At 65.2% G+C, this 25,564-nt stretch carries 25 protein-coding genes; 15 read left to right on the top strand and 10 right to left on the bottom strand.

Annotation, left to right across the window (positions count from 1 at the left end; all coding sequences use genetic code 11):
- The first annotated feature begins 14 nt into the window (after positions 1–14).
- Positions 15–2,324: an FdhF/YdeP family oxidoreductase gene (locus AiwAL_RS07595; RefSeq protein ID WP_262312449.1), complete on the top strand. Its 2,310-nt coding sequence runs from the start codon at positions 15–17 to the stop codon at positions 2,322–2,324.
- 155 nt (positions 2,325–2,479) lie between these two features.
- Here the strand turns inward: AiwAL_RS07595 and AiwAL_RS07590 are convergent, their stop codons facing one another.
- The 4 genes from AiwAL_RS07590 to AiwAL_RS07575 all read right to left on the bottom strand — a co-directional run bounded on the left by AiwAL_RS07590 (position 2,480) and on the right by AiwAL_RS07575 (position 5,296).
- Entirely contained in the window at positions 2,480–3,265 is a 786-nt protein-coding gene (locus tag AiwAL_RS07590) for an anti-sigma factor (RefSeq protein ID WP_235703874.1), read from the bottom strand.
- A complete protein-coding gene (locus AiwAL_RS07585) occupies positions 3,262–3,810 on the bottom strand; it encodes an RNA polymerase sigma factor (protein ID WP_235703873.1) in 549 nt (182 codons plus the stop codon). The genes AiwAL_RS07590 and AiwAL_RS07585 overlap by 4 nt, the downstream gene beginning before the upstream one ends.
- Positions 3,794–4,474, bottom strand: coding sequence for a cytochrome b (locus AiwAL_RS07580; RefSeq protein WP_235703872.1), 681 nt, complete (start codon positions 4,472–4,474; stop codon positions 3,794–3,796). Before AiwAL_RS07580 ends, AiwAL_RS07585 begins: the two co-directional genes overlap by 17 nt.
- A gap of 168 nt (positions 4,475–4,642) precedes the next feature.
- Complete coding sequence (locus tag AiwAL_RS07575) at positions 4,643–5,296, bottom strand: ATP-dependent Clp protease proteolytic subunit (RefSeq protein WP_235703871.1); 654 nt, start codon at positions 5,294–5,296, stop codon at positions 4,643–4,645.
- A 382-nt stretch (positions 5,297–5,678) separates the two neighbouring features.
- On the opposite strand from AiwAL_RS07575, the gene AiwAL_RS07570 reads away from it, so the two are divergent.
- The 3 genes from AiwAL_RS07570 to AiwAL_RS07560 are packed head-to-tail and all read left to right on the top strand — an operon-like array spanning position 5,679 to position 8,658.
- Positions 5,679–6,818 (top strand): Re/Si-specific NAD(P)(+) transhydrogenase subunit alpha, encoded by a 1,140-nt coding sequence (locus AiwAL_RS07570; RefSeq protein WP_235703870.1) that lies wholly within the window; start codon positions 5,679–5,681, stop codon positions 6,816–6,818.
- Positions 6,819–6,831: 13 nt separating this feature from the next.
- Positions 6,832–7,227 (top strand): NAD(P) transhydrogenase subunit alpha, encoded by a 396-nt coding sequence (locus tag AiwAL_RS07565; protein ID WP_235703869.1) that lies wholly within the window; start codon positions 6,832–6,834, stop codon positions 7,225–7,227.
- Between the two features lie 15 nt (positions 7,228–7,242).
- On the top strand, positions 7,243–8,658 hold the full coding sequence (locus AiwAL_RS07560) for an NAD(P)(+) transhydrogenase (Re/Si-specific) subunit beta (RefSeq protein WP_235703868.1): 1,416 nt from the start codon (positions 7,243–7,245) through the stop codon (positions 8,656–8,658).
- Positions 8,659–8,720: 62 nt separating this feature from the next.
- Here the strand turns inward: AiwAL_RS07560 and AiwAL_RS07555 are convergent, their stop codons facing one another.
- A complete protein-coding gene (locus AiwAL_RS07555; protein ID WP_235703867.1) occupies positions 8,721–9,533 on the bottom strand; it encodes a hypothetical protein in 813 nt (270 codons plus the stop codon).
- Positions 9,534–9,998: 465 nt separating this feature from the next.
- On the opposite strand from AiwAL_RS07555, the gene AiwAL_RS20315 reads away from it, so the two are divergent.
- On the top strand, positions 9,999–10,184 hold the full coding sequence (locus AiwAL_RS20315) for a Hint domain-containing protein (protein ID WP_316044772.1): 186 nt from the start codon (positions 9,999–10,001) through the stop codon (positions 10,182–10,184).
- Between the two features lie 142 nt (positions 10,185–10,326).
- Here AiwAL_RS20315 and AiwAL_RS07545 read toward each other — a convergent pair whose 3' ends face one another.
- Positions 10,327–11,997, bottom strand: a complete 1,671-nt coding sequence (locus AiwAL_RS07545; protein ID WP_235703865.1) for a formate--tetrahydrofolate ligase — start codon at positions 11,995–11,997, stop codon at positions 10,327–10,329.
- A gap of 94 nt (positions 11,998–12,091) precedes the next feature.
- Between AiwAL_RS07545 and AiwAL_RS07540 the strand changes: the two genes are divergently transcribed.
- Positions 12,092–12,511, top strand: a complete 420-nt coding sequence (locus AiwAL_RS07540) for a hypothetical protein (protein ID WP_235703864.1) — start codon at positions 12,092–12,094, stop codon at positions 12,509–12,511.
- Here the strand turns inward: AiwAL_RS07540 and AiwAL_RS07535 are convergent, their stop codons facing one another.
- Both AiwAL_RS07535 and AiwAL_RS07530 read right to left on the bottom strand, forming a co-directional pair.
- Positions 12,512–13,129: a hypothetical protein gene (locus AiwAL_RS07535; RefSeq protein WP_235703863.1), complete on the bottom strand. Its 618-nt coding sequence runs from the start codon at positions 13,127–13,129 to the stop codon at positions 12,512–12,514. It abuts the gene before it with no gap.
- Positions 13,130–13,174: 45 nt separating this feature from the next.
- On the bottom strand, positions 13,175–14,623 hold the full coding sequence (locus AiwAL_RS07530) for an MDR family MFS transporter (protein WP_262312448.1): 1,449 nt from the start codon (positions 14,621–14,623) through the stop codon (positions 13,175–13,177).
- 170 nt (positions 14,624–14,793) lie between these two features.
- On the opposite strand from AiwAL_RS07530, the gene AiwAL_RS07525 reads away from it, so the two are divergent.
- Positions 14,794–15,372 carry a DUF2889 domain-containing protein gene (locus AiwAL_RS07525; protein WP_235703861.1) on the top strand — a complete coding sequence of 193 codons (579 nt, stop codon included), beginning with the start codon at positions 14,794–14,796 and terminating at the stop codon, positions 15,370–15,372.
- Between the two features lie 10 nt (positions 15,373–15,382).
- Here the strand turns inward: AiwAL_RS07525 and AiwAL_RS07520 are convergent, their stop codons facing one another.
- Both AiwAL_RS07520 and AiwAL_RS07515 read right to left on the bottom strand, forming a co-directional pair.
- Positions 15,383–16,132 carry an SDR family NAD(P)-dependent oxidoreductase gene (locus tag AiwAL_RS07520; RefSeq protein ID WP_235703860.1) on the bottom strand — a complete coding sequence of 250 codons (750 nt, stop codon included), beginning with the start codon at positions 16,130–16,132 and terminating at the stop codon, positions 15,383–15,385.
- Positions 16,129–17,025, bottom strand: coding sequence for an NAD(P)-dependent oxidoreductase (locus AiwAL_RS07515; RefSeq protein ID WP_235703859.1), 897 nt, complete (start codon positions 17,023–17,025; stop codon positions 16,129–16,131). The genes AiwAL_RS07520 and AiwAL_RS07515 overlap by 4 nt, the downstream gene beginning before the upstream one ends.
- Before the next feature lie 331 nt (positions 17,026–17,356).
- Between AiwAL_RS07515 and AiwAL_RS07510 the strand changes: the two genes are divergently transcribed.
- The 8 genes from AiwAL_RS07510 to AiwAL_RS07475 all read left to right on the top strand — a co-directional run bounded on the left by AiwAL_RS07510 (position 17,357) and on the right by AiwAL_RS07475 (position 25,368).
- Positions 17,357–18,406, top strand: coding sequence for a LacI family DNA-binding transcriptional regulator (locus tag AiwAL_RS07510; RefSeq protein ID WP_262312447.1), 1,050 nt, complete (start codon positions 17,357–17,359; stop codon positions 18,404–18,406).
- Positions 18,403–19,326 (top strand): L-threonate dehydrogenase, encoded by a 924-nt coding sequence (gene ltnD, locus AiwAL_RS07505; RefSeq protein WP_262312446.1) that lies wholly within the window; start codon positions 18,403–18,405, stop codon positions 19,324–19,326. Before AiwAL_RS07510 ends, ltnD begins: the two co-directional genes overlap by 4 nt.
- Before the next feature lie 5 nt (positions 19,327–19,331).
- The gene (otnK, locus tag AiwAL_RS07500; RefSeq protein ID WP_262312445.1) at positions 19,332–20,597 is read left to right on the top strand and encodes a 3-oxo-tetronate kinase; all 1,266 of its coding nucleotides are present in this window, start codon (positions 19,332–19,334) and stop codon (positions 20,595–20,597) included.
- 116 nt (positions 20,598–20,713) lie between these two features.
- Complete coding sequence (locus AiwAL_RS07495) at positions 20,714–21,727, top strand: substrate-binding domain-containing protein (protein ID WP_262312444.1); 1,014 nt, start codon at positions 20,714–20,716, stop codon at positions 21,725–21,727.
- A gap of 16 nt (positions 21,728–21,743) precedes the next feature.
- Positions 21,744–22,721: an ABC transporter permease gene (locus tag AiwAL_RS07490; protein WP_262312443.1), complete on the top strand. Its 978-nt coding sequence runs from the start codon at positions 21,744–21,746 to the stop codon at positions 22,719–22,721.
- On the top strand, positions 22,718–23,467 hold the full coding sequence (locus tag AiwAL_RS07485; RefSeq protein ID WP_235703853.1) for an ATP-binding cassette domain-containing protein: 750 nt from the start codon (positions 22,718–22,720) through the stop codon (positions 23,465–23,467). Before AiwAL_RS07490 ends, AiwAL_RS07485 begins: the two co-directional genes overlap by 4 nt.
- Positions 23,468–23,470: 3 nt before the next feature.
- Positions 23,471–24,466, top strand: a complete 996-nt coding sequence (locus AiwAL_RS07480) for a LacI family DNA-binding transcriptional regulator (RefSeq protein WP_235703852.1) — start codon at positions 23,471–23,473, stop codon at positions 24,464–24,466.
- Positions 24,463–25,368 (top strand): ribokinase, encoded by a 906-nt coding sequence (locus AiwAL_RS07475; RefSeq protein ID WP_235703851.1) that lies wholly within the window; start codon positions 24,463–24,465, stop codon positions 25,366–25,368. Before AiwAL_RS07480 ends, AiwAL_RS07475 begins: the two co-directional genes overlap by 4 nt.
- Positions 25,369–25,564 lie beyond the last annotated feature (196 nt).

Genomic DNA, 25,564 nt, shown 5'->3' with positions numbered 1-25,564 from the left:
AGGAGACATCTGGGATGAAACGCAAGCCGAGAATCATACGCTACACCTCGCCCGCCGGCGGTTGGGGCTCGATGAAATCGCTCGCCGAGATCCTGCTGCGCGAGCGCATCCCGCTCGACGGCGCGAAAATCCTGATGGCGCAGAACAAGCCGGATGGCTTCGCGTGCGTCAGTTGCGCCTGGCCGAAACCGGCCAAGCCCCATGCCTTCGAATATTGTGAAAACGGCGCCAAGGCGACCGCGTGGGAAATCACCAGCCGGCGCACCACGCCCGAATTTTTTGCCAAGCATACGGTGGACGCATTGCGCCGCTGGTCCGATTACGATCTGGAGCAGCAGGGCCGACTGACCCAGCCGATGCGATGGGATGCGGCGACCGACAAATATCTTCCGGTGTCCTGGCAATCGGCCTTCGAGGAAATCGGCCGCGAATTGCGCGCGATGCAGCCGGACGAAACGGTCTGGTATTCTTCCGGCCGGGCCTCGCTCGAAACCTCCTTCATCTACGCGCTCGCGGCAAGGCTTTACGGCACCAACAACCTGCCCGACAGTTCCAACATGTGCCACGAAAGCACGTCGGTCGGGCTGACGCAGAGCATCGGCGTTCCGGTCGGCACCACCACGCTCGAGGACATGGAAAAAACCGACTGCATCATCTTCTTCGGGCAGAATCCCGGCTCGAACTCGCCGCGCGCCCTGCATCCGCTGCAGGATGCGCATCGCCGCGGCGTGCCGATCATCACCTTCAACCCGATCCGCGAGCCGGGGCTGCTGAGCTTCACCAACCCGCAATCGCCGACCGAGATGTTAGTGACCTCGCCCACCCCGATCAGCACGCAATACCATCAGGTCAGGCTCGGCGGGGATATCGCGGCGATCATGGGAATTTCAAAGGCACTGATCGCCGCCGACGACGCGGCGCGCAATTCCGGCCGCGTCGGGCTCCTCGATCACGGGTTCATCGCCGAACAGACCGATGGGTTCGACGCTTTCGCCGAAGCGGCACGCAAAATCTCCTGGCAAACCCTGGAGGCGAGGTCCGGCCTGTCGCGCAACGCGATGGAAGCGACCGCCGCCGTCTATGGCCGCGCGCAGAAAACCATGGTGGTCTACGGCATGGGGATCACCCAGCATCGCGAAGGCGTCGAAGGCGTCCAGATGCTCGTCAATCTTCTGCTCCTGCGCGGCAATATCGGCAAGGTCGGCGCGGGCATCTGCCCGGTGCGCGGCCATTCCAACGTGCAGGGCCAGCGCACCATGGGCATCAGCGAAAAACCCGAACTGGTCCCGCTCGACAAATACGCCGAACGCTACGGCTTCGAGCCGCCGCGCAACGCCGGCCTGAACACAGTCGAAGCCTGTGAAGCGATCATCGCCGGTAAAATCAAGGCTTTCCTGATGCTCGGCGGTAATTTCGTGCGCGCGGTGCCCGAGCGCGAGGCGATGGAAGCGGCCTGGAGCGGGATGCGCCTCACGGTGAACGTCGCCACCAAGCTGAACCGCAGCCATCTGGTTCATGGCGAGATTTCCTATCTCCTGCCCTGTCTCGGCCGGATCGAAAAAGACCGCCAGGCCACCGGCGATCAGGCGGTCTCGGTCGAAGACAGCACCGCCTGCGTCCACGGCTCGCGCGGCGTGCGCCCGCCGGCCAGCGCGCATCTGTTGTCGGAGCCGAAAATCGTCGCCGAAATCGCCAAGGCGGCGCTCGATCCCAACCCGCGCATCGACTGGGACGCCTGGGTCGGCGACTACGCGCTGATCCGCACCGAAATCGGCGCGATCTATCCCGATTTCGAGAACATGGAAACCCGGATGTGGGAGCCCGGCGGATTTTACCGCGCCATCCCGGCACGCCAGCGCATCTGGAACACCGACACCAAGCGCGCCCATTTCATCGACCCGCAAAGTCTCGCCGAAGACCCGGACATGCCCGAAAAAGGCACCGACGTGCTGATGATGATGACGATGCGCAGCAACGATCAGTTTAACACCACGATCTACGGCTATAACGACCGGTTTCGCGGCATCAAGGGCACCCGCATGGTGGTGCTGATGAACGGCAACGACATCGCGCGGCTCGACCTGGTGGACGGCGAAACCGTCGGCCTCGCCACCGTCGCCGACGACCGGACCCGCGAAATGACCGGCTTTCGCGTCACCGCTTACGACATTCCCGATGGCTGCGTCGGCGCCTACTACCCCGAGGCAAACGCGCTGATCCCCCTGTGGCATCACGCGGAAGGCAGCAAGGTTCCCGCCGCGAAATCCATCCCGGTGCGCGTCTTCAAGCTGGACGGCAGCGGCGGCCGGGTTCGCGCCGCCTGACCGGCCGGCCCGGCGGGCGGGCGCTCAGCCCGCGTCGAGCGCCTTCGCGCTGGTGACCACTTTCGCGACCATGCCGTAGGCGCGATCGCCTCGTCCGCGCCCATCCAGTAGTTGCGGTCGGTGTCGTGCTCGGGCATGCGTGGCTTGGCTGACTCTCAGGTCGGGTCCACCTGGTGGCGCACCATGACCGCGATATCGTGAAGATCCTTCGTTGGTGCCGTGGCGAGCACGGCATATCCCAGCCCGTCGCAGATCCACGCATATCCGTCGACATCGCCTGCCCCGACATGGACGGTCCTGGTATCCCGTTTCCGGTCGGGCATCGGCCGAACGAAGACGGTGAGCCTGGTGCCGCCGGCGTCCTCGTAGAGCAGCATCGCGGCCGGTCCATGGTCGGTCGCGGCCAGCCTGCCGCCGACGAAACGATAGCCGATGGCGGTCAAATTCACCATGATGAGCGGATGCTTCAGCTCGCTCGACAGCCATTGGTAGATCGCGTTTTGCCGTGCCGCGCCGGATTCGGCTGGCGGACCGCGATCCGTGGCGTAGACCGCGTGAATGATCAGCGCCTCCTGCGCCAAAGCGGGGATGCCCGCCGGCGAACCATCTGGCAATCGCCCGCGCACCAGCCAGCCCGCGCCGCTTCCGGCCAGAAACGCGAAAAGGATCGCGGCGGCCATCTGCCAAGCGATACGGCGCCGGGCCTCGCGCAGCTTCATCAATCTGCGCGGATCGAGCAGCGGCGGTATCGGTTCGGCCAAATGATCGGCCAGGGCCGCGCGCAAGGCGGCGCGCTGCATCTTGTATGCGGCAACCCGCTTCGCGGCCGATTGGTCCTGCTCGAGATGGCGCTCGAGCGCAGGGCGCCGCGCCGAGTCCAGTTGGCCGTCCACGAAGGCATGGAGCTCATCTTCAGTGATCGCGCGTTCGATCTCGTTCATTTCACTCTCCGAAGCGTGGGGCGCTCCTCGCCGTTCATCGCCTGTCTGAGCCGCTCCCGTCCCCGCGACAGTCGCGACATCACCGTACCGATCGGAATGCCGAGCACCTGTCCGACCTCGGCGTAGGAAAGTTCCTCCACGCTGACCAGAACGATCACCAGCCGCTGATCTTCGGGCAGCTTCTCCAGCTCCCGCAAGACGTCGCGTTGCCGCAACCCCTCTTCCTGAACCGCCGTGATGCTCATTTTCTCCTCATCGATCAGCTCGAGGGGAACCGTCTCGCCCTGTCGCTGCCGCCGCCTCATTCGGCTGACGAACAGGTTATGGATAATGGCGAACAGCCAGGGGCGCATCCGCGATTCCTCCTGCAGCGTGTGAAGCCGGCCGAGTGCCAGAACCAGGCTGTCATGCACCAGGTCGTCGGCATCCTGCTGGCTTTTGAGCAGCAGGCGCGCATAGCGCCGCAACGCGGGAATGCAGGCTTCCAGATCGCGAAGCCCGTCGCGGCAGGCTGCGGAATCGTCTGGATCATTGCCGTTTTGCATGGGCGCTTCCGTCGGAAGGTGGCTTGCCGAACTCTCTATGGCACCGGGGATCAATCGATGCCGCCGCATCGGGCTCCGGCACGGCCGGGCGATCCGTCGTCCGTTTCAGCACGGGCCATGCCGGCAGCATCCGCTGCAAGACCTCGTCGCGCTCGACGAATTGATGGCGAAGCGCCGCAAGCACGTGAAGTCCCACGGCGGCGACGATGATCCATGCGCCATAGACGTGGAGAACCGCCACTGCGCTTTCCGCCGCATGCCCGCGCTTCAGCAGGCCGAACACGGGCAGGTCCGGCCAATCGACGATGCCGTAGAGCCGGAACGGCAATTTCAGGCTGGAGACCGAAAGCACCAGCCAGCCGGTCAGGGGAATCCAGAACATCAGCGCGTAAAGCAGGTAATGCATACCATGCGCCGCGAGCCGTTGCGCGCGCGGGATTCGCGCCGGCAAAGGCGGTGCCGGATGAAAGATGCGCCAGGCAATCCGCAGCAATACCAGAAACAGAACGGTGATCCCGATCGATTTGTGAAGCTGGAACAGAGCGAATCTGGTCTCGAGCGACATCGGGAGCTGAACCATGACGACGCCCAGGACAACGAGCAGTATGATGTCGAATGCGATGATCCAGTGCAGGATGATCGCCACAAGCGTGTAGCGTGGCATGATATCCCCCGGCCAATTCATGATGCGTGCGCAGCAGGTCAGGTTGACGCATCACCGTCCCTGACTTTGACGCCGCATTGCCCGGATTATTCCGCCCGGCGACCGGCACGCCGAAAACCGGCCGGTCGCGGCTGATGTCCTGTTATGTTTTCGCCGTGAATCCCGCGCTCAGCCCGCGTCGAGCGCCGTCGCGCTGGTGACCACTTTCGCCACCATGCCGTAGGTGATCGCCTCGTCGGCACTCATCCAGTAGTTGCGGTCGGTATCGCGCTCGACCCGCTCATAGCTCTGGCCGGTCTCGCGCGCGATGATCCGGTTGATCCGCTCGCGCATCTTGATGATTTCCCGAGCCTCGATATCGATATCGGTGGCAGGCCCGCGCACCCCGCCCATCGGCTGGTGCAGCAGAAACCGCGTATTCGGCAGGCAGAACCGCCGATCCTTGTGGCCCGCCAGGAAAATCAGCGCCCCCGCGCTCGCCACCCAGCCGGTGCCGATCATCCGCACCGGCGAGGTCGCATCGACGAAGCGGATCACGTCGTGGATCGTATCACCGCTCTCGACATGCCCGCCCGGCGAATTGACGAATACGTCGATCGGCGCATCGTCGGCACCCGATAAGGCGAGCAGCTGGCCGGTCACCGCGCGCGCCACCCGGTCGTTGATTTCGCCGAAAATCAGCACCTTGCGCTGCTTGAACAGTCGGTTCTCCAGCTCGCTGGCCGGCGCCTTCGGCTCCTGCTTCGCGGTCTCCGGCGTTTCCGTCTCCGGTTCTTCCTCATCGTCGCGCGCTTCGGTCCAGTTCCGGTCATCGCGTATCATGCGTCGCTCCATGAAATGTTCCGCCCATTGTGGTGGATGCGTCGCGCGCTGTCGAGACGAGCTTTTATACCAGCGGCCTGAATAACTGATTCGTTCAATCTTTGTCGGGCCGCTGGTATCCTTCCGGTTTGCGCGCTGCCACCTCCGTTGCGTTTCCCGCGATCCTTCGGATCGCCGGAACCTTGCGCAACTCCGCCACACCAGCCCTGCGCGCGATACCGTCTTGACACCGCGCCCCGCTCATGGTGCGAGATAACTTTGTATACCACCGGAGCATGGCATTTTATGTCGTGCGGAAGGGGGACGCCACAATATTCGACACATCGAGCGGATGGCGATACATCCGTCCGCCGCAAGGTTCGAAGGGAAGGGATACGATAGGATGCGTCTAGCCGTGTTGAAGGAGCGTCTGCCGGGCGAAACCAGGGTTGCCGCGGTGCCCGATTCGGTGAAAAAACTCACAGCGCTCGGCCTCACCGTGGCTGTCGAGTCCGGCGCGGGCGAGGCGGCCGCGATCGCCGATGCGGCGTTCCGCGAAGCCGGCGCCGAAATCGCGCCCGATGCCGCCACCGCACTCGCCGGCGCGGGCGTGGTGTTCACCGTCCAGCCGCCGGATCCGGCGACCATCGCCGCCATCCCGCGCGGCGCCCTGCTGGTCGGCACGCTGGCGCCGCTCGCCAACCCCGATCTGGTGGCCGATCTCGCCAAGGCCGGGATCGATGCGTGTTCGATGGAGCTGTTGCCGCGGATCACCCGCGCCCAGTCGATGGACGTTCTGTCCAGCCAGGCGAATCTCGCCGGCTATCGCGCGGTGATCGAGGCGGCGGAAGCCTTCCCGCGCGGCTTCGCGATGATGATGACAGCCGCCGGCACGGTGCCGCCCGCGCGCGTCTTCGTCGTCGGCGCCGGCGTGGCCGGCTTGCAGGCGATCGCCACGGCGCGCCGGCTCGGCGCCATCGTCTCGGCGACCGATGTGCGCCCCGCCGCCAAGGAGGAAATCAAATCCCTCGGTGCCTCCTTCATCGGCGTCGAGGATGAGGAAAGTGCGAGCCAGACCGGCGCCTACGCCCGCGAAATGAGCGCCGAGTTCCGCGCCAAGCAGGCCGCGCTGATCGCCGAAACCGTCGCCAAGAACGACATCGTCATCTGCACCGCTCTGGTGCAGGGCCGCCGCGCGCCCACCATCGTCACCGCCGAGGCGGTCGCCGCGATGCGCATGGGCAGCGTGATCGTCGATATCGCGGCCGATGCCGGCGGCAATTGCGCGGCCACCGTGCCGGGCGAACGCATCGTCACCGAAAACGGCGTCGCCGTGCTCGGCTACCGCAACTGGCCGGCGCGCATCGGCGTGGCGGCAAGCAGCCTCTATGCCCGCAACCTGCTGACCTTTCTGAGCAGTTTCTGGGACATGGATGCGCGGGCGCCAAAACTCCCGGCCGAGGACGACATCGTCAAGGGCGTGCTGCTGACCAGGGCGGGCGCCGTCATCCACCCGAATTTCCAGCCGCAAGCGGCGGCGTGAGAGGACCCTCAGCATGACCCCAGCAGACCTCGCGGGCCAGGCGGCGAGCCTTGCCCATAAAGCCGCGGTGCTCGCGCAGAACGCCGCCGGCTTCGCCGCCCAGGCGGCCGCTCACGCGCCGCACGGCGCTCCGCTGATCGACCTGTTCGCGATTTTCGTGATGGCGGTATTCGTCGGCTATTACGTGATCTGGAGCGTCACCCCCGCGCTGCATTCGCCGCTGCTCGCCGTCACCAACGCGATTTCCTCGGTCATCATCGTCGGCGCCATGCTGGCGACCGGGCTGCACGGCGACTTCGCTGCCCACGCCTTCGGGTTCATCGCGGTCACGCTGGTCAGCGTGAATATTTTCGGCGGGTTCCTGGTCACCCAGCGCATGCTGTCGATGTTCAAGAAAAAGACGAAGTAAGGGCGGCTCACACACATGAATTACGCAACCGAACCGGGCATCACGCTCGCCTACCTGGTCTCCGCCGTCCTGTTCATCCTGGCATTGCGCGGCCTGTCCCACCCGACCACCTCGCGGCGCGGCAATCTGATGGGCATGGCCGGCATGGCCATCGCCATCCTCGCCACCTTCAGCCATCCCGGCATGCTTCTGTCCGGCGTCGGGCTGATCGTTCTTGGCCTCATCATCGGCGGCGCGGTCGGCGCGGTGGTCGCCCAGCGCGTCAACATGACGGCGCTGCCGCAACTGGTCGCCGCGTTCCACTCGCTGGTCGGGCTCGGGGCGGTGTTCGTCGCGGCGTCCGCGCTGAACGCGCCGCAGAGTTTCGGCATCGGCACGCCCGGCCATCTGCACGTCGAAAGCCTGATCGAAATGTCGATCGGCCTGTCGATCGGCGCGATCACCTTCACCGGCGCGGTCATCGCCTTCGCCAAGCTCCAGGCGCTGATGAGCGGCGCGCCCATCAGCTTTCCCGGCCAGCACAAGCTCAATCTCGGGCTCGGGATTCTCATTTTCATCCTGATCGTCGCCTTCGTCGCTTCCGGCGGCGCGCAGGTGCTGTTCTGGATCATCGCGGCCCTGGCGCTGGCACTCGGCATTCTGCTCATCATCCCGATTGGCGGGGCGGACATGCCGGTGGTGATCTCGATGCTGAACTCCTATTCCGGCTGGGCCGCGGCGGGCATCGGCTTCACCATCAGTAACATCGCGCTGATCGTCACCGGCGCACTGGTCGGCTCCTCGGGCGCCATCCTGTCCTACATCATGTGCAAGGGCATGAACCGCTCGATCGTCAACGTGCTGCTCGGCGGCTTCGGCACCGACAGCAGCACCGCCGGACCGGCCGGCGTCACTGGCGATCGCTCGGTCAAATCCGGCTCCGCCGAGGATGCCGCCTTCATCATGAGCAACGCGTCGAAAGTCATCATCGTGCCCGGCTACGGCATGGCGGTGGCGCAGGCGCAGCACGCGCTGCGCGAAATGGCCGATCTGCTGAAGGAAGAAGGCGTCGAGGTCAAATACGCCATTCACCCGGTCGCCGGGCGGATGCCCGGCCACATGAACGTGCTGCTGGCCGAGGCCAACGTGCCGTATGACGAGGTGTTCGAACTCGAAGTCATCAACAACGAGTTCTCCACCGCCGATGTCGTCTATGTCATCGGCGCGAACGACGTGACCAACCCGGCGGCGAAGACCAACTCCGCCTCGCCGATCTACGGCATGCCGATCCTGGAGGTGGACAAGGCGAAAACCGTGCTGTTCGTCAAGCGCTCAATGGCGTCGGGCTACGCCGGCGTCGATAACGAGCTGTTCTTCCGCGACAACACGATGATGCTGTTCGGCGATGCGAAGAAAATGACCGAGGAAATCGCCCAGTCGCTCGGCAGATAATTTTTCTCCGCACCACCCACAAAATCGCCGGCATGAATGCCGGCGATTTTCGTTTGCCTCCTTCAGACATTCCTCAGCAAAAAGAAACGCAGTTCCACGCCCGGAAGCCCTGAATCGACGATGATGCGCGGATCGACGGTGGTGCGGCTCGCCTGTTGCCAGGTGCCGGCGGTGGTATAGACGCGTACCGCCGCGTCCGCTTCTCCATTGAGATCGCAATGAATGAAATAGCCGCCGACCCGCGCGGCCATGTTCGGCGCGAACGGCGCGTTGCCGTCGGAAATCAGCAACTGGACGTCGATCGTGCGCGGGTTCGTGGCAAGCCAGGATGCCAGGTTGTTCCCGTTATTCGTGTGATCGCCGCACACTTCGATGCCGAACCGGACTCCTCCGGTTTTGAAATAGGGCTTGGTATCCTTGTGGTCATAGGTCGCGGCGGGATCGTTCTTGCCGAGAACGCCATCGTCGAATTTCTTGTAGTATTTGTAGATGATCTTGCCGCGCCGCAGCACGGGGCAGACATTCAGCCCCCGCGCACCGGCGCCATTGCCCTTGCGATAGAAAATCGAGCCGGCGACGATGATGGTGCTCCCGGCCCGGCGCGAGACTTTCTCGAGATCGCCATAGAGGTCATGCTTCTCGGTTCTGGTCATCGGCTGCGATCCCAGGTTTCGCAGCCTGCCGATCGGCCCGACCGGACTGAAAAAATATTCGGGCGCGACGACCATGTGCAGCCCCTGAGCCTGGTTCACCAGCCGGCCCATGAAGCTATTGGCTTGATCGACAAGCTGGCCCAGATCCCCGGCGCTGTAGCCGCCTTGGGCATGATAGCTGGCCTTGGGAACCCGTACGACGCAAACCGCGATGTCGGTCATGATACCCCCATGTTACCCGTTTCTCGTCTCGCGGGATTGGCGTAATCGACGAGCCTCACGGGATGATTGGTCTTTGTGAAGGGACGATAATATACCAACTCATCTCGGGTGAGAACCAATCCGCCAGGCGAGCCGGCCGCCAGGGCCTCACGCCATCACCGCATCACTTTCCTTGGGGCAAATCGGATTCCCGATTTTCTCGAATTTTTACCGATATTTCCCATGCGTGAACGGGCAATCGGCTCCTTCGGATTGAGGATGACGGCGTCACGATTGGCCCGGACGCGCCGCGAATCGGATAATGAGGCACGAACTGCCGTGAATAGACCCGATGCGAGTATGGGTGGCGGAATTCTCCCGGAGCGCGTCAAAAATCATATGATGGGAATCTGGATCGTGAGCCGGGGCGCAAGAGGGGTATTCCAAGGCAAGGAATCATAGATCTCGTAAGCGGATGTCAAAACGATTCGTCAGGTCGAGCGCCATGCGGTCACCTATTACCACATCGAACTCCCCCACCACGCGATCCTTTATGCCGAGGGCACGCCGGCCGAATCCTATCTGGAAACCGGCAATCGCGACGCCTTCGAGAATGGCGGAGCGGCACTGCTGCTCCACCCCGATTTCGCGCAGACATTCCGTGAAACCTAGGGTCGCATTCCCGCCAGCCTGCTGCGCGGCTCCAAATCGGTGCGAATCACCCTCGCCGCCAAGCGGGTCTATCCGGTCAAAAAAGGTATCAAACCGGTCCTTTGTTTCACGTGAAACATATGGCAGTATTACTAACCTAATGTTAGAAAAGCCCGCTGATCTCGCCCGCGGCGTCGAGGCCGATGGCTTCGGCGGCGGGCACGCGCGGCAGGCCGGGCATGGTCAGAATGTCGCCGGCCAGCGCCACCACGAAGCCGGCACCGGCGGAAAGCCGGATATCGCGGATCGGGATGGTGAAACCGCTGGGCGCGCCGCGCAAATTGGGGTCGGCGGTGAAGCTGTACTGGGTTTTTGCTATGCAAACCGGCAAATGAGAAAAACCACGCTGCTCGATGCGCGCGATCTGTTTCGCCGCTTTGGGCGATAACACGATGTCATCGCCGCCATAGGCGCGCCGGACCACGGTGCGAAGTTTTTCGGCAATCGGCATGGTGTGGGGATAGAGCGGCGCGAATCGCGCGGATTTTGCCGCAATCGTGGCGAGCACGGTTTCGGCCAGCCCGTCGGCACCGTCCGCGCCATCGGCCCAATGGGTGCAGAAAATCGGCGCGATTTCATCCGGTTCCAGGGCTTCATTCAGGGCTTCGCGCTCGGCTTCGGTGTCGGAGAGAAAACCGTTGACCGCGACGATCGCCGGCAGGCCGAAGGCGCGCATCGCCGCGACATGGCGGCGCAGATTGTCCGCCCCCGCGGTGACGGCGCGCGGGTTTTCCGCCCCGAGATCCGCCTTGGCGACGCCGCCATGCATTTTCAGCGCCCGGATGGTCGCGACCACCACCACGCAGGACGGCGCCAGACCGGCCTGGCGGCACTTGATGTCGAGGAATTTCTCGCCGCCGAGATCGGCGCCGAATCCGGCTTCGGTGATGACGATATCGGCGAGTTTCAGCGCCGTCCTGGTCGCCATCACCGAGTTGCAGCCATGAGCGATATTGGCGAACGGTCCGCCATGCACCAGAGCGGGGGTTCCGGCCAGGGTCTGCACCAGATTGGGCTGCAGCGCGTCGCGCAGCAGGGCCGCCATCGCGCCCACCGCATTGAGGTCGGCAGGGGTGATCGCGGAACCATCCCGCCGTTCGGCGACGATCATGCGGGCGAGCCGCGCCTGAAGATCATCCAGGTCGCGCGCGAGGCAGAAAATCGCCATGACTTCCGAGGCGACGGTGATGTCGAACCCGTCCTCGCGCGGGATGCCGTGCGCGACGCCGCCGAGGCCGATCACCGCGTCGCGCAGGCTGCGGTCGTTGATGTCGATCGACCGGCGATGCTGGATGCGGCGCGGGTCGATCCCCAGTGCATTGCCCCAGTAGAGATGATTGTCGAGCATCGCGCCGAGCAGGTTGTTCGCACTGGTGATCGCGTGGAAGTCCCCGGTGAAATGCAGGTTGATCTCGTCCATCGGCGCGACCTGCGCATGGCCGCCGCCGGTGGCGCCGCCCTTCTGGCCGAAACAGGGGCCGAGGCTCGGTTCGCGCAGCGCGATCATCGTGCGCGCGCCCGCTTCGCGCAGCGCGTCGGCCAGGCCGATCGTGGTGGTGGTCTTGCCTTCGCCGGCCGGGGTGGGGCTGATGCCGGCGACCAGGACAAGCGCACCGTCCGGCCGGTCGCGCAGGCTCTCGATGAAGCGGAAATCGATCTTACCCTTGTGGTGGCCATAGGGGATCAGCGAGCCAGGGGGGATACCGGCGGTGGCGGCGATCTCCGCGATGGGACGCAGTTTCGCGGCGCGCGCGATGTCGAGATCGGAAGCCATGAACACTCCCCCCGTTTGGCCGGCATGTTATGTCCACTGCGGCAGTCGAAACGCAAGGCTTGCCTGCCGGGTGCCGGGGCCGGTAGATAGGTCCATGACCTTGCCGTTCTCCCTGCCGGATTGGATGCCCGCGTGGCTCGGCCTCGTGCTGCTTCTGGTCGCGCTGCTCTATGCGCTGGCGCTGCTGGCGATGCCGTTCTCGGTATTCGGAGTGAAATCGCGGCTCGAGGCGATCGAGACGCAGTTGGACGCGGTGCAGGAGGAGTTGCGCATTCTCACGATGCGCCTGCCCGAACCGCTGCGCGGCGTTGCGATCGACGAATCGCCCTACGACCCGCTGCCGCGCGCGTCGGCACCGCGCTATGCGCGCGAGCCGGATACCCAGCCGCCGCTGGCGATTCCGCCCGCGCCGGAGGCTGCGCGCGAGCCTCTGGGCCGGTCGCGGCCTTCGGCGCCGCCGTCCCGGTCTTCATCGCCGCCACCGCCGCGACGAATCGAACCAAGATTGGATTGATTATCTACTGATCGCGAACGGATCGGCGCTGATATCGCGCGCGGAGACGCGCATCCAGAACCCGGCAGCGAGCAGGGCAAGGGCAGTGAGCAGGATCGAGGTTCCGATGAACAGATCGGCCGGGCCGAGCAGGTAATCGGCGGTGATGATCGCCGATACGCCGCAACCGAGCGCGATCATTTCCCATCCCACCCAGATGCCGAGAATGACCAATCCCATCATGTTGAAGGTCAGTTGGAACACTACCCCGGCATTCTGCTGAGCGAGCGAAAGACCGGCGATCGGGGTCGGAATGCCGAGCGCCTGCCAGATCATCAGTTCGGCGCAGAACACGACGAAGCTCCAGAACAGGCGGCGTGCGTTCTCGGCATGGGCAGGCGCGCGCGCGCGGACCTGAGTGATCGCCCAGGTGCCGAAGAGCCCGCAGAGCCCGGACGCCCAGGTGAGAAAATCGAACGGGCTGAGGAAGCTGATCACCGCGTCGTTGAACAGAAAAATCGCACCCCATAGCAGCAGCACGTCGGCGAGGCCGGCATAGACGAGCTTGCGGGCGACGCCGCGCTTCAGGCGCGTCAATTCCTCGTCGATATTGGTGCGGGCTCCGATCGGCAACGCCATTGTCTTGCTCCTGGCCGGGAGTGAAACGCGCAAAAATATGCAGCGTCAATGGCCGATGAGTTCGGGTTCCGGTTCCAGGGTTTCGCGCAGCAGGACATCCTCCACCTTGAGGCCGATGACCAGGGCGAGTCCGGCGAAACCGGCGGCGATGAGGAAGGCGAGGTGAAACGCGGCGGGGAGGGCCGGATTGGCGGCGGCGCCGCGCGCGCGGCCGAGAGCGTTGATTCCGCTGCCTAGCCGGAGCGCCAGGACGGCGCCGGCGAGAGTGGCACCAAACGCGCCGCCCATCGCGCGCAGCAGAAGCAAAGTCGCGGTCGCGGCGCCGACATCGGCGCGCGACGCAGCGTTCTGGATGGCGACCAGGCTGGACGGCAGAACGAACCCGATGCCCACACCCACGGCAAAGCAGGTCAGCACCACCAGAGGCAGCGGCGTGGTCGCCGGCAGCAGGCCGAGGAGCAGAAAACCGGCGGTGGTGGCGGCGAGGCCGCCGAGCAGCAGCCCGCGCGTACGCCCGATCCGCCGCGCCCATTGGCCGGCGGTGTAGGAGCCGATCGTGGTCGCGATCAGGAAGGGCATGATGTCCCAGCCCGATTGCGCGGCGTTGGCTCGGAACACCAGTTGGAACAGCAAGGGAAGCAGAAAAATCGCCGAGAACATCACCAGCGCGATGAAAAACCCGATCGCGACCAGCCGGTTGAACGAACCGGACGCGAACAGCCGCATCGGCAGAAGCGGCATCGGCACGCGACGTTCCCATTGCCAGAGGAGGCCGATCAGGGCAGCGCCTCCGAGAAATACGCCGAGGACCGGAGCAGAAATCCAGGGATAGGTGTGGCCGCCCCAGGACAGGCCGAGCAGGAAGGCGGTGACCGCGCCGGTGAGCAGCGCGGCGCCGGGATAGTCGATCCGCCCGTCGCGTTTCACCACGCGCAACTGGCGCAGGCCGATCTGGCTGAGTACCAGGGCGGCGATGCCGAGCGGCAGGTTGAACCAGAAGATCCAGTGCCAGGAAAGATGATCGGTGACCCAGCCGCCCACGACCGGCCCGGCGGTGGAGGCGACACCCCAGGTGCCGGCCATGTAGCCCTGGTATTTGCCGCGTTCGCGCGGCGAAACCACGTCGGCGATCGCGGCCTGGGAAATCGCGAGCAAACCACCGCCGCCGACACCCTGAAGCGCGCGCCCCGCGATCAATTGCGGCAGGGTTTGGGCGAGGGCGCAGACGCAGGAGGCAATGACGAACAAAACGATCGAGGGGATCAGGGTTTTTCGGCGGCCGAACTGATCGGACAGGCGGCCGTAGAGCGGGGTGGTCGCGGTCGAGGTGAGGAGATAGGCGGTGACCACCCAGGAAACATGCGAGAAGCCGTGCAGATCGGCGGCGATCGCCGGTACCGCCGGGATCACCACGGTCTGGTCGATCGCGGCGAGCAGCATGCACAGGATGATTCCGCTGATGACCTGAAGCCGCTGCTGATGGGTATATTCCATGAAGTCCGGTTCCAATCGCCCGATGATCGTCCCGCGCGTGTGATCGGGCAACCGCTTGACAGCTATAAATATGGCGCAGCAAGGCTGACATGCATGGGGGGCGGATTTGCACCGGGTGGCTTGGTGACTTAACGTATGCGTAAATATTCTTCATCACGAAAGACTGCGACATGCCGCTCAGCCCCGCCGACTCCCGCGAACTCCTGCATCTGCGAGACATCGCGCTGCGCGGCTATCTGCGCAAGGACGGGATGCTCGATATCGAGGCGCGGCTGACCGACACGAAAACCTATGGTTTCGCCAACCGCGATCGCGGGCGGATCGGCGCCGGCGAGCCGCTCCATGGAATGTCGCTGCGCGTCACCGTCGATCAGGGACTGACGGTGCGCGGGGCGGAGGCTGCGATGGACGCGACGCCGCATGCGATCTGCCCTGGTGTCGCGCCGAATTTCGCCCGGCTCGAAGGGCTGACCATCGGGCGCGGCTTCCTCAAGGGGGCGATGGAGCGCGTCGGCGGCACCCAGGGCTGCACCCATCTGCGCGAATTGCTGCAGCAGGTGGCGACCGTGGCGATCCAGACCATGTTCAGCGTGCGCGCCCACAAGGCGGCGCGCGAGGGCGGCGAGACCGAGGACAGATGGGATATTCCGACGGCGCTGCTCAATTCGTGCCATGCCTATGACGAGAACGGGCCGCTGGTCGCCGCCGCGCGCGAGCGCGCCGCCGCACGCACCGCCGCCGAGGCGTGATAGTGGGTGGTCAGTAGGTCGCCCGGCCGCCCGAAATATCGAAGACGCCGCCGGTGGTGAACGAGCATTCCTCGGAGGCCAGCCAGCAGATCAGGGCGGCGATTTCGTCGATGGTGCCGAACCTGCCCATCGGGATTTTCGACAGCATGAAGTCGATATGCTCCTGGGTCATCTGCTCGAAAATCGCGGTGCGCACGGCGGCGGGGGTGACGCAGTTGACCGTGATTCCGGTTCTGGCCAATTCCTTGCCGAGCGATTTGGTCAGGCCGATCACCGCCGCTTTCGATGCGCTATAGGCCGGCGCGTTCGGATTGCCTTCCTTGCCGGCGATCGAGGCGATGTTGACGATGCGGCCATCCTTGCGCTGCATCATGAACGGCACCACCGCCCGGTTGCAGTGGAACACGCCGTTGAGATTGACCGCGATCACCCGGTGCCAGTCCGCGACCGGATAGGTCCAGGTCGTGGCGTTCGGGCCGGTGATGCCGGCGCTCGCGACCAGGATGTCGATGCCGCCGAAGCTGGCGGCGGTGCGCGACGCCGCCTGCTCGACCGCGTCCCAGTCGGCGACATCGACGGCGATGCCGAGGATTTTTGCCCCGAATCTCGCTTTTGCCGCATCGATTTGTGACTGATCGCGGTCCCAGATCGCGACACGGCCGGCTTCGGCGACGATCCGGGCGGTGACCGCGAGCCCGATTCCGGCGGCGCCGCCAGTGACGACGGCGATTTTGGCATCGAAGCGGGCGGTGTCGGTCATGATGCGGTCTCGATACCGTTGAGTTTCGCGACGACATCGGACAGCATCGGCACGTAATCGTCGCCATGGCCGGTGCCGACCGCCAGCGCATAGGAATTGCGCACGGCGGCGGCGATAGGGTTCGCGGCACAAGATGCCTGCGCGAAGGCCGCCAGGTAGCTGGTGTCCTTCAGCGCGTTGCGGAGCGAAAATTTATGGGCGTCGCGGTCGCGGTCGAGCACGTATTTGAAAAATGTCTGGTAAAATCCGCAATCCATCCTGCCGCCACGAATGACCTGATCGAACACCTCGGCCTTGAGGCCGGATTTGGCGCCGAGCATCAGCGCCTCGGCATAGAGCGCGCCATAGCCGAGTGCCAGGAAATTGTTGAGCAGCTTCATGGTGTGGCCGGTGCCGGTGGGGCCGGTAGGAACGATGCGCTGCGCGAAACGTTCGATGATCGGGCGGACGCGCGCGACATCGGCTGGATCGCCGCCGATCATGACATCGAGCGTGCCGTCCCAAGCGTCTTTCGGGGTGCGGCTGAGCGGGGCGTCGATCAGGGTGATTTTTTTTGCGGCGAGATCGGCCGCGAGGCGGGTGGTGACGGATGGATCGGAGGTCGAGCAATCGACGATGAGAAGCGGTTTGCCGGCGGCGGCGAGGCCGTTTTCGCCTTCGATGACGGAGACCACCTGTTCGCTGCCGGTGACGCAGAGGAACACGATATCCGAAGCTTCCGCCAGGACTTTTGCCGACCTAGCCTCGGTGGCGCCGCGTCCGAGCAGGTCTTCGACGGGTTTGCGGTTGCGGTGACCGAGGATGGTGGTGGGATATCCCGCCGCGACGATGTTTTTCGCCATGCCATGACCCATCAGGCCCACGCCGATGAAGCCGATTTTTTCCGTGGTCATGATGGTGTCCTCCGGGCGATTGGTGCGGCCGGTATAGAGGCAGGTCTGTGGTCGCGCAACCAGGATTTGACAGCGCTACCATCTTGCGCGGTGGAGGAAAATTCGCGATACTTCCGAAGCGCGACATTGAAAAAACCGGCTAGTGTGGTGGTTTTGAAATTCCGACGTGCCTGAGGGAGCGGTTTTAGAATTTCAGAACCATAAACCACACTAGAATCAAATGCTTGCTAGTGTCCTGATCGATTTCGGACGTTCGTAGGATGCCTTTGCCAACACTGACGAACGTCCGAATCGGGATATGAGCGGCCGAGCCAGGAGTGAGCCGTCACCCATGGATAAACCCTCCCCAACGGCGCGCGCGCGGGCCGCGAAGCGCGCGGGGCGCGGCGCGGTCACGCTGAGCGATGTCGCGGCGGCGGCGGAGGTTGCGCCGATTACCGTGTCGCGCGCGATCAACCGCCCCGAGAGCGTTTCTGACGCGCTGCGCGCGCGCATCCGCGCCGCGATCGACACACTCGGCTATGTGCCGAACCGGATGGCCGGCGCGCTCGCTTCGGCGAAAACCGGCGTTATCCCGGTGATCGTGCCGTCGCTGTCCAACGTGGTGTTCGTCGAGGTGATCGAGGGAATTCAGGAAACGATCGAGACGCGCGGGTATCAGATGCTGCTGGGCAGCACCGATTACGATCTCGATCGCGAGGCGGCGCTGGCGGCGACATTGCTCGGCTGGGCACCGCCCGGAATGCTGATCGCCGGATTGCGCCATTTGCCACGTACCGCGACTCTGCTGCGGAATGCCGGCGTGCCGGTGGTCGAGTTCATGGAGCATGGCGCGCGCTGCATCGACATGAATGTCGGGCTGTCGCATTACCGTGCGGGGGCGGCGATGGCGGAGCATTTGCTGACGCGCGGTTATCGGCGGATCGGGTTTGTCGGGGTGCGGGTGCGCGACGATTATCGCGCGTGCCAGCGCTATGAGGGGATGCATCGCCGGATTCTTGAGGTGGGCGGAGCGGAGGACGTTCTGTTCGATTATTCCGGCGGTGTCGGCCAGGACATCGGCTGGCGGGCGCTCGGCGATGTGCTGGCGATGCGGCCCGTGATCGATGCGCTGTTTTTCGCCAATGACGAAATGGCGGTGGGGGCGATATTGCGCGCGCAGCGCGATGGAATCGCGGTGCCGGGCCGCATCGCGATCGCGGGATTCAATGGACTGCCGATGAGCGCGCTGGTCACGCCCGCGCTGACGACGATTATTTCGCCGCGCAAGCTGATCGGGCGGCGTGCCGCCGAGCTTTTGCTTGCGCGCATCGCGGGCGAGCGTCCGGCGCGGCGGCGGTTCGATGTCGGCTTCAGGCTGGAAGTGCGGGAGAGCACATGACGATAAAGCGGAAGACCAAGACCGCGCGGCCGCGCATCGCGGTGATCGGACTGGGCTCGATGGGGTTCGGCATGGCGTCGGCGCTAATGCGTGCGGGCTTTGATGTGGCCGGTTTCGACGTGATCGCGGAGAATGCGGCGCCGCTTGCCGGGATCGGCGGAGAGGTCGCCGCGTCGGCCGCCGAGGCGGCGCGGGGTGCGGGAGCCGTTGTCAGTGTGGTGGTGAATGCGGCGCAGACGGAAGCGATCCTGTTCGGGGCTGATGGATGCGCCGGCGTGATGCCGCCGGGGGCGGTGTTCATTTCCTGCGCCACGATGGCGCCGGATGCGGTGCGCGGTCTTGCGGCGAAACTTGAAGGCAGCGGGCGGCATTATCTGGATGCGCCGATCAGCGGCGGGGCGGCGCGCGCCGCGGAGGGCAGGCTGACGATTCTTGCATCGGGCAGCAAGACGGCGTTCGACGCGGCACGGCCGGCGCTGAAGGCGATGGCGGGCACGCTGCACGAATTGGGCGACGAGGCGGGAATTGGCGCCGGCTTCAAGATGGTCAACCAGTTGCTGGCGGGGGTGCATATCGCGGCGGCGTGCGAGGCGGTCGCGTTCGCCGCGTCGATGGGGCTGGATCTGCGCCGGGTTTATGAGGTGATCACCGGATCGGCCGGCAATAGCTGGATGTTCGAGAACCGGGTGCCGCATATTCTGGATGCCGATTATGCGCCGCGCAGTGCGGTGAATATTTTCACCAAGGATCTCGGCATCGTGCTCGATATGGCGCGCGCAACGCCGCTGCCGGTACCGATGGCGGGCTCGGCACTGCAATTGTTCCTGATGACGGCGTCCGCCGGGATGGCGCGCGAGGATGATGCCGCCGTGGCGAAACTGTTCGCGCGCATCGCCGATATTTCCTTGCCGGGGAGATGAGCCGGATGAAACTCGTTCTCGGCTGCATCGCCGACGATTACACGGGTGCGTCGGATCTCGCGAATACACTGGCACGGCAGGGGCTGCGCGTCGTGCAGACGATCGGCTTGCCGCGCGAGGGATTTGTGTTGCCCGAGGTCGATGCGGTCGTGGTTGCGCTGAAAACGCGTTCGGTGCCGCCGGGTGAGGCGGTGGCGCGGGTTTTGGCGGCAGCGGACTGGCTGCGCGGGCGCGGTGCAGCGCATGTGATGTTCAAGATCTGCTCGACCTTCGATTCGACCGATGCCGGCAATATCGGGCCGGTGACCGAGGCGCTGGCGGGTGCGTGCGGCGCTGCTATCGTGCCGGTGACACCGGCGTTTCCCGAGACCGGGCGGACGGTGTTCCAGGGGCATCTGTTTGTCGGCAGTCGGCCGCTGCATGAGAGCCCGCTGAAGGACCATCCGCTCAACCCGATGCGCGATTCCGATCTGGTGCGGGTGCTGGCGCGGCAAAGCGTGGGTCGGGTCGGGCTGGTGCCGCTCGATGTGGTCGAAGACGGTGCGGCGGCGATCGCTGAATCCCTGTTAGCGCTTGTCGGCGAAGGATATCGCGCGGCGATTGTCGATGCGGTTGCCGAGCGGCATCTGACGGCACTCGGCGAAGTGGCGTTCGGGATGAAGGTTTCGGCCGGAGCCTCGGGGCTCGGGCTCGGCCTGGCGCGCGCCGCGATCGCGGCTGGGCTTGTGGTGCATGGCGCTGCGGATGAAGCCTGGCCTGATGTCGGGGGTTCGGCGGCGATCATCGCCGGAAGCTGCTCGGCGGCGACGCTGGACCAGATCGCGGCGGTGGATGGGAGGATTCCGGTGCGGCGCCTCGATGTTAGCAGGCTGATCGGAAGCGATGCTTGTGTTGCCGAGACCGTCGCCTGGGCCGTGGCGAAGCTTGGGGATGGGCCGGTGCTGCTCGCGAGCAGTGAAGCGCCGGACGGGGTGGCGGCTCTGAAATCGGCGCATGGCGAGGCGGTGGGTGCGCGGATCGAAGGGGGTTTGGCCGAAATTGCCGCTGGTTTGGTGGCGCGCGGCGTCAGGCGGTTGATCGTCGCCGGCGGCGAGACATCGGGTGCGGTGATCGACCGGCTTGGCGTCGCGGCGCTGCGGATCGGCGCCGAGATCGCGCCCGGCGTGCCGCTGCTGCGCGGCGTGGGCGGCGAGGTGATGCTGTTCGCGTTGAAATCGGGCAATTTCGGTGGACGCGATTTTTTCACGCGCGCGCTGGCGATGATGCGCTGACTATCGACTCCCGACAAGGCGGGAAAATTGCTTTACAGGTGAATCGCGCGACGATATAAATCGATTAACCCGATCGGGTTGCGTCAGGGAAATTTGCAAATATCAAGGAGGAGACGATGAATCGTTCATTGCGCCGGGTACTGGCCGGCCTGGCTTCGGCGGGGGTTGTCGGCCTGTTCGCGGCCGTGCCGGTTCCGGCGGCTCATGCCGCCGCTGGCAAGGCGCGCGTCGCCATCGTGGTGCGCGATTTCGGCAATCCGTATTGGCGGGCGCTGCGCGACGGCGCGGTCGCCGAAGGCAAGAAGCTCCACGTGCCGGTGAGCGTGCAGGCGGGATCGAGCGAGACCGATTCGATCGGCGAGAACGCCAAGATTTCCACCATGGCGAACGAGAATTTCACCTGTTTCGGCGTGGTGCCGGTGAACGCGACGAATATCATCACGCCGCTGATTCCGGTGTCGCGCAAGAACATCCCGATCATCAACCTCGATACCGGGCTCGATCCGAAGGCGGTGGCCGCGGCGGGGCTCAAGATCACCAGCTTCATCGGTTCGGACAATTACCATGCCGGCCAGATCGCCGCGAACTACATGTTGAAACTGTTGCATGACAAGGGCAAGGTTGCGATTCTGGAAGGGATTCCGGGCGAACAGAACGGGATCAATCGCGAGACCGCGTTCCGTAAGACGACGGCGGGCAAGCTGACCGTGGTGCAGGCGGAGGCCGCCGATTACGAGCGCAGCCGGGCGCTGACCGATGCCGAGGCAATGCTGCGCGTGCATCATGATCTGAACGGTATTTTCGCCGCCAATGACGAGATGGGGCTGGGTGCGGCGCAGGCGATCGCCAACGCGGGCAAGACCAGGACGATCCGCGTCGTCAGCATCGACGGTGTGAAGGAAGCGCTGGGTGCAGTGAAGTCGGGCAAACTGGCTGGAACCGTCTCGCAATACCCCTACGCGGAAGGCGAGATGGCGGTGCAGGCTTGCGAAAGACTGGCGCGGAAGCAGCCGATTCCGGCGCATATCACCTCGCCGATCAAGCTGATCACGCCGCAGAATGCGGCGCGCGCGCTCAAGGCGTTCCCGCGCCCGTTCTTCGCGTTCAACGATCCGTTCGGCGCGCCGTAATACCGTGCCGAAAGACATGATGCCCGCCGGGGCCGCGGCCTCGCGGGTGCCGACAGGAATAGAAGCCGTGCTGCGCGATCCGGGATTCTGGGGCGATAACGCGGCGGTGATCGGGCTGCTGGTGATCGGCGTCGCGTTTTCTCTGCTGACGCCGTTCTTCCTGACATGGGGCAATATCAGCGATCTGCTGGTTTCGGCCTCGATTCTGGTGGTGCTGGCGACGGCGCAGCAATTCGCGATCGTGACCGCCGGGATCGATCTGTCGATCGCCGCCAATCTGCCCTGGGCGGCGGTGGTGTTCGGCCTGGTCTATACCGGTGGGTTCGGGATTCCGGCGGCAATCGTTGCGGCGATCGCCGCGGGGATGATCGTCGGCGTGGTCAATGGGTTGATCATCGCCAAGCTGCGGGTGAACGATTTCATCGCGACGCTGGGGATGCTGGGCGTGATGAACGGTGTGGCGCTGATCGTTAGCGACGGCCAGTCGTTCAGCGTCAGCAGCCCGTTCCTGCAGGCGCTCGCGTTGGGTTCGATCGGGCCGATCCGGTATTTCTACCTGATTGCGATCGTCATCGCGCTCGCCGCGCATTTTCTGTTCACCCGCACCGCGTTCGGCACCCATGTTCTGGCGACCGGCGGCAACCGGGATGCCGCGCGCAACATGGGGATTCCGGTCGATCGGATGCGGATCGCGGTGTATGTGATCAACGGCGCGTTGGTGGGGCTTGCGGCGATCTTGCTGGTCGCGCGCACCGGTGGTTCCGATCCGTCGCTGCAGACTTCGCAGTTGCTCAGCTCGATCGCCTCGGTGGTGCTGGGCGGCAGCAGCCTGTTCGGCGGGCGCGCGGCGGTGCTGGGCACGGTGGCCGGCGCGCTGGTGCTGACCACGCTGTTGAACGGATTTACCCTGCTGCAGGTTTCCGAATTCTATCAGCCGATGGCGGTGGGGATCGTGGTGATCGCGGCGGCGGTGCTCAGCAGGTTGCAGCGATGAGCGAGGCGATGCCGGTTCTGGAGGTTCGCGGCCTGCGCAAATCCTTCGGCGCGGTGGATGCGCTGGTCGGCGCCGAACTGATCTGCCCAGCCGGCGAGGTGACGGCTCTGGTGGGCGATAACGGAGCGGGCAAGTCGACGCTGATTCGCTGCATTACCGGGGTTTATCCGCCGGATGGCGGCGCGATCGCGTTCAAGGGCGCGCCGATCGGCTTCGCATCGCCGACCGAGGCGCGGGCACTGGGTATCGAGACGGTGTACCAGGACCTTGCGCTGGTCGAGGATTTGACGGTCTGGCAGAACATGTATCTCAACCGCGAGGTCGAGCACGGAATCGGGCCGTTCCGCTGGCTCGACCGGCGGCGGATGATCGCGGAGACCGAGGCGAAGCTGGAACGGCTGCTGGTCAACATGCCGCCGGTGCGCGCCAAGGTGCGGCGGCTGTCCGGTGGGCAGCGGCAGTCGATCGCGATCGGCCGTGCGGCGAGCTGGGGTTCCGCACTGGTCATCATGGACGAGCCGACGGCGGCGCTGGGCGTGCGCGAGCGCGGAGCGGTGGAGGCGCTGATCGGCCGGCTGCGCGGCGAGGGTGTGGCGCAGCTCGTGATCAGCCACGATCTGGAGCAGGTGATGCGGATTTCCGACAGTGTGTGGGTGATGCGAAGGGGCCGCACCATCGCCCGGTGGCGCACCAGGGAGGTCGATCGGACCCGGATTGTCGCGGCGATCGCCGGCGCCGAGGGTTAGGGAATGACGAAATCGCGTGGGCCGACCTTGCGGGACGTTGCCGAACGCGCCGGCGTTTCGACCGCGACCGTCTCCTTCGTGCTGAACGACACCAAGCCGGTCGCCGCCGCAACCAGGGCGAAGGTGGAACGCGCGCTGGCGGCGCTCGATTATCGCATGAGCCCTTCGGCGCGCGCGCTGCGCACCGGGCGGCACCATGCGATCGGGCTGCTGCTGCCCGATCTCGCCAATCCGTTTTTCCCGTTGCTGGCGCAGGCGGTGACCGAAAGCGCCTGGGCGCGCGGCCATGCGATCGTGTTCGCGAGCAGCCGCGCCGATCCGGCCGAGGAAGCCGAGGCGCTGGCTGCGTTGGAGGAACGCGCCGACGGGATCATCTGGATTCCCGGCGGCATCGCACCGACGCGCCTGCCCACGCGCCCGGCCGTGGTGCTCGACCGGCCGAGCCCGGCGCTGATCGCCTATGACAGTATCAGCGCCGATCACTATGCCGGAGGCGCGGCGGTGGCGGCGTTGGTGCAAAGGCTCGGCCATCGGCGGATCGGGCTGCTGGCCGGCCCGGCAACCTCGCCCAGCGCGCAGAGCCGGTGCGCTGGATTTCTCGATCATGCCGAAGGACTCGAAATCGTCTGGCGGCAGGAGGTGATGTTCACATTGGACCTGCCGGAGTCTGCCGCCGCCGTGCTTGCCGATCCGCGGATCGATGTCGTCGTGGCGGCCAACGACGTCGTCGCGATCGGGGCGCTTCGGGTGCTGCGCGGCCTTGGCTGCGCGGTGCCGGGCGCGGTGTCGCTGATCGGGTTCGACGACATTCCCTGGGCGGCGCTGACCGAGCCGCCGCTGACCACGATCCGCCAGCCGGTGGCCGAACTCGGTGACCGTGCGGTGGCAGCTTTGCTGGACCGCATCGCCGGGCGGGACGGACCAGCGCAGCATCATCTACTGCCGGTCGAAGTCGTCGAACGTGGGACCACGAGGCAACATACGGCGCGGGCGGCATGATCGTCGCCGGCAGCGCCAACATGGATATCGTGGTGCGCACATCCCGCGCGCCGGATGCTGGCGAGACGATTATCGGCCGCGATTATGCGCTCTATCCGGGCGGCAAGGGTGCCAACCAGGCGGTGGCCGCGCGGCGGGCCGGAGCCGAGGTCGGTTTCGCCGGCTGCATTGGCGACGACGCCTATGGAGACCAGCTTGTCGCGGCGCTTGTTGCCGAGAGAATCGATCTCGGCACGACAAGACGGGTCGCGGCGCCGACCGGGGTTGCGTTCGTCATCGTTGAGGCGGGCGGGCAGAACCGGATCATCGTGGTGCCGGGTGCCAATCATGGTTTTGCGCCGGCCGATCTGGTCGGCGATGTGCCGTCCGGTTCGGTGCTTCTGATGCAGCTCGAAATCCCGGTCGAGACCGTTCTTGCCGCCGCGATGCGGGTGCGCGCCGTCGGCGGGGTGGTGATTTTGAACGTCTCGCCGATCGCGGGGCTCGATGCCGGGACGCGCGCGCGGCTGCTCGCTGTCGCCGACATCGTGCTGGTCAACGAGACCGAGGCGGCGGAGTTGCTGGGCATTGCGGTCTCCGAGGGCAATTCTTCCGATGCGGCGCGCCGACTTGCCGAAGGGCGGCGGGGGGCGGTGATCACACTGGGCGCTGCCGGCGCCGTCTGGTGCGCGGGCGGCGAGCAAGGGCGTGTGCCGGGACACCGGATTGATGTGGTGGATACCACCGCTTGCGGCGATGCTTTCGCCGGTGCTTTTGCGGCGGCGATCGAACGGGGTGTTTCGGTGGGTGAGGCGGTCGCCGATGGCAACGCCGCTGGCGCGCTGGCGGCGACGATATCGGGCGCGCAGCCCTCGCTGCCCCGCCGCGATGCGATCGAGGCGTTGCGCAGCGCGACGGGATAATCGCAGACGCACATCCAACAGGATCGTGCCCCAGCGGCCTTTGGCGGCGAGAGCCTGGCAATGACCCCGATTGGGGGAAAAAATCGAATGTGATTGGGGTTGCAGCCGGTTCCTCGACCTGAAACCACTCGACGGCCACCCGATGAACCAAGATTTATGGGTATGTCCATCCGGCGCGAAGCCGCATTGCACTATG

Source organism: Acidiphilium sp. AL (assembly GCF_025499445.1).
GTDB classification, from domain to species: domain Bacteria; phylum Pseudomonadota; class Alphaproteobacteria; order Acetobacterales; family Acetobacteraceae; genus Acidiphilium; species Acidiphilium iwatense.
Note: the sequence above shows the minus strand (reverse complement) of the source record. Positions and strands in the feature narration are given on the sequence as shown.